The sequence below is a fragment of the Microbacterium sp. CPCC 204701 genome (assembly GCF_004010105.1).
Lineage (GTDB): Bacteria > Actinomycetota > Actinomycetes > Actinomycetales > Microbacteriaceae > Microbacterium.
Window position 1 is genome coordinate 1 of the sequence record NZ_RRYE01000385.1, and the last position, 2,712, is coordinate 2,712.

The following is a 2,712-nucleotide window of genomic DNA, read 5'->3' on the forward strand; positions in this document are numbered from 1 at the left end:
CGGGGCCCGCCGCACGGTCGGCGTGGAACTCGGTCGCCGCATCGCCGACGATCGCGCGCGCATCTGCGTGCGCATTGAACTCCGCGAGCGGCGCGTGGAGGCGGATCGTCTCGAGGTCGAGCAGCTCGACGCCCTCGACCCGGCCGACCTCGGGGTCGACGTTGCGGGGCAGGCCGAGGTCGATGACGAGCACGCGGTGACCGGGCGTGAAGGCCTCGGCGTGCACGACCGCATCGGCGGTGCAGGTGATGACGACGTCGGCGGCGGCCGCGGCGGCGCGGAAGTCGGTGACCGGCACGAGCCCGTGCTTGGCGGCGAACGCCTCGGCACGACCCGACGGCGAGAAGACGTGGATGTCGGCGGCGCCGCGAGCGCGCAGCGCGTCGACGGTGCGCCCGGCGTAGCGGCCGGTGCCGACGACGACGACTCGGGCCTCGGCCCAGTCCGCGATGCGACTGGAGGCGAGCTCGAGCGCCAGGCGGACGAGGGAACGATGCGCGCCGCGCAGCTGGGTGCGGTTGCGCACGCCGCGGCTGGTGTGGGTCGCCTTCTGAAACAGCCGCTCCAGCTCACTGCTGGTCATGCCCTCGGCCCGCGCGGCGTCGAGCGCGCGACGCACCTGACCCGAGATCTCGTCCTCGCCGACCACGACCGACTCGAGGCCGCTGGTCACCGCGAAGAGGTGCGCCGCGGCATCCGCCCCCTGGTGCACGGCGACCGACGCCCGCAGGTGGTCGGCAGGAACACCGGATGCCTCGGCCATGGCCTCGACGACGGATTCGACGGCGACCGCCTCGCCGCCCGTGAGCGGCTCGTCGATGTCGAGGTAGGCCTCGAAGCGGTTGCAGGTCGCCAGCACCACCGCGCCCGAGACGAAGATCTCGTCGTGCACGAGGGCGCGCGTGGCGGAGGGCGCGCCCACCGAGAGACGCTCCAGGATGTCGAGGCTCGCGTTCCGGTGGTTCGCGGTCAGACAGAGGAGCACCCGCCTATCTTAAGGCACCCGGCTGGGAGCTCCGTCCGGGGGCAGGCCCCCGGATCGGAGCTTAAGGTTGAGGACGTGCCGCTTCACCTCACGCATCCCGTTCTCGCCGATGGCTACACGCCGCCGCCGCTCATCCAGGCCTACCGCGGCGAGCGCCCTTCGACGGGCTCGGGGAACGACTACGCGCCGGTGTGGTTCATGCGCCAGGCGGGCCGGTCGCTCCCGGAGTACCGCGAGCTGCGCGTGGGCACCGACATGCTCGACGCGTGCCTGGACCCCGAGCTCGCGAGCGAGATCACGCTGCAGCCGGTGCGCCGCCACGGAGTCGACGCGGGCATCTTCTTCAGCGACATCGTGATCCCGGTGAAGCTCGCCGGTGTCGACGTGCGCATCGTCGCGGGGCGCGGCCCGGTGCTCGAGCACCCGGTGCGGACGGCGGCGGATGTCGCGGCCCTTCCCTTGCTCGACCCCGACGCTCTCGCGCCCGTCCGCGAGGCCGTCGCGCTCACGGTCGGCCAGCTCGGCACGACGCCCCTCATCGGCTTCGCCGGCGCCCCGTACACGCTGGCGTCCTACCTCGTCGAGGGCGGCCCGTCGAAGGAGCAGCTGAAGACCCGCGCTCTGATGCACTCCGACCCAGCCGCCTGGGAGGCACTGCTCACCTGGTGCGCCGACATCACCGGCGCGTTCCTCAGCGCCCAGATCGAGGCGGGCGCCTCGGCCGGGCAGCTGTTCGATTCGTGGGCGGGCTCGCTGAGCCTCGCCGACTACACCCAGCGCGTCGCGCCGTTCTCGGCGCGCGCGCTCGACCCCGTGCGCGACCTGGGCATGCCGCTCGTTCACTTCGGCGTCGGCACCGGCGAGCTGCTCGCCGTGATGCGCGGCATCGGCGTCGACGCGGTCGGCGTCGATTGGCGGCTGCCGCTCGACGAGGCCGCACGCCGCGTCGGACCCGACGTCACGCTCCAGGGCAACATCGACCCCGCCCTGCTGCAGGCCCCGTGGTCCGTGCTGCAGGCGCACATCGACGACGTGCTGGAGCGCGGCCGCGCCGCACGGGCGCACGTCGTCAACCTCGGTCACGGCGTCCCGCCCGACACCGACCCGACCGTGCTGACGCGGATCGTGGAGTACGTCCACGCGTATGCCTGACTTCTCGGTCGTGGGCGGCGGCGTGGCGGGCCTCGTCGTCGCACGCCGTCTTGCGGCCGCCGGCGCCGACGTCGCGCTGTTCGAGGCATCCGATCGCCTTGGGGGAACCGTAACCTGCCATGACGTCGCCGGCATCCGGATGGATGCCGGCGCCGAGAGCTTCGCCGTGCGCGGCGGAGTGGTCGCGAGCCTGCTGAGCGAACTCGGCATGGCGGGCGAGATCGTCGAGCCCGCACCCGGTCCGGCGTGGCTGCAGCCCGCCGACAGAGAGGCCGTGCCCCTGCCTGCGACCGCGCTCCTCGGCATCCCGTCCGACCCGCTCGCGCCCGACGTCGTCCGGGTGGTCGGACGCGAAGCGGCGGAGCGAGCCGTGACCCTCGATGCGGCGCGGGTCGGCGCCATCCCGGAGTCGCTCGGTTCACTCGTGCGCGAACGCCTCGGCAAGGGCGTGCTCGACCGGCTCGTCGCGCCGGTCGTGCACGGCGTGCACTCCCAGCACCCCGACGACCTGCCCGTCGCCCGTGCGCACCCGGGGCTCGGCGATGCCGTGCGTGCCGCCGGGTCGCTCAGCGGCG

General features: G+C 73.6%; 3 protein-coding genes. 2 read left to right on the plus strand and 1 reads right to left on the minus strand.

Annotated elements, in window-relative coordinates; genetic code table 11:
- Positions 1-985 (minus strand): glutamyl-tRNA reductase (locus EIO58_RS15720; RefSeq protein WP_127820294.1); only part of this gene is annotated, 985 nt, incomplete at its 3' end.
- A gap of 75 nt (positions 986-1,060) precedes the next feature.
- Here EIO58_RS15720 and hemE point away from each other — a divergent pair.
- Positions 1,061-2,137, plus strand: a complete 1,077-nt coding sequence (gene hemE / locus EIO58_RS15725) for a uroporphyrinogen decarboxylase (RefSeq protein ID WP_127820295.1) — start codon at positions 1,061-1,063, stop codon at positions 2,135-2,137.
- Positions 2,130-2,712, plus strand: a 583-nt coding sequence (locus tag EIO58_RS15730; RefSeq protein ID WP_127820296.1) for an FAD-dependent oxidoreductase, incomplete at its 3' end; no start/stop codon positions are given. The genes hemE and EIO58_RS15730, both read left to right, overlap by 8 nt.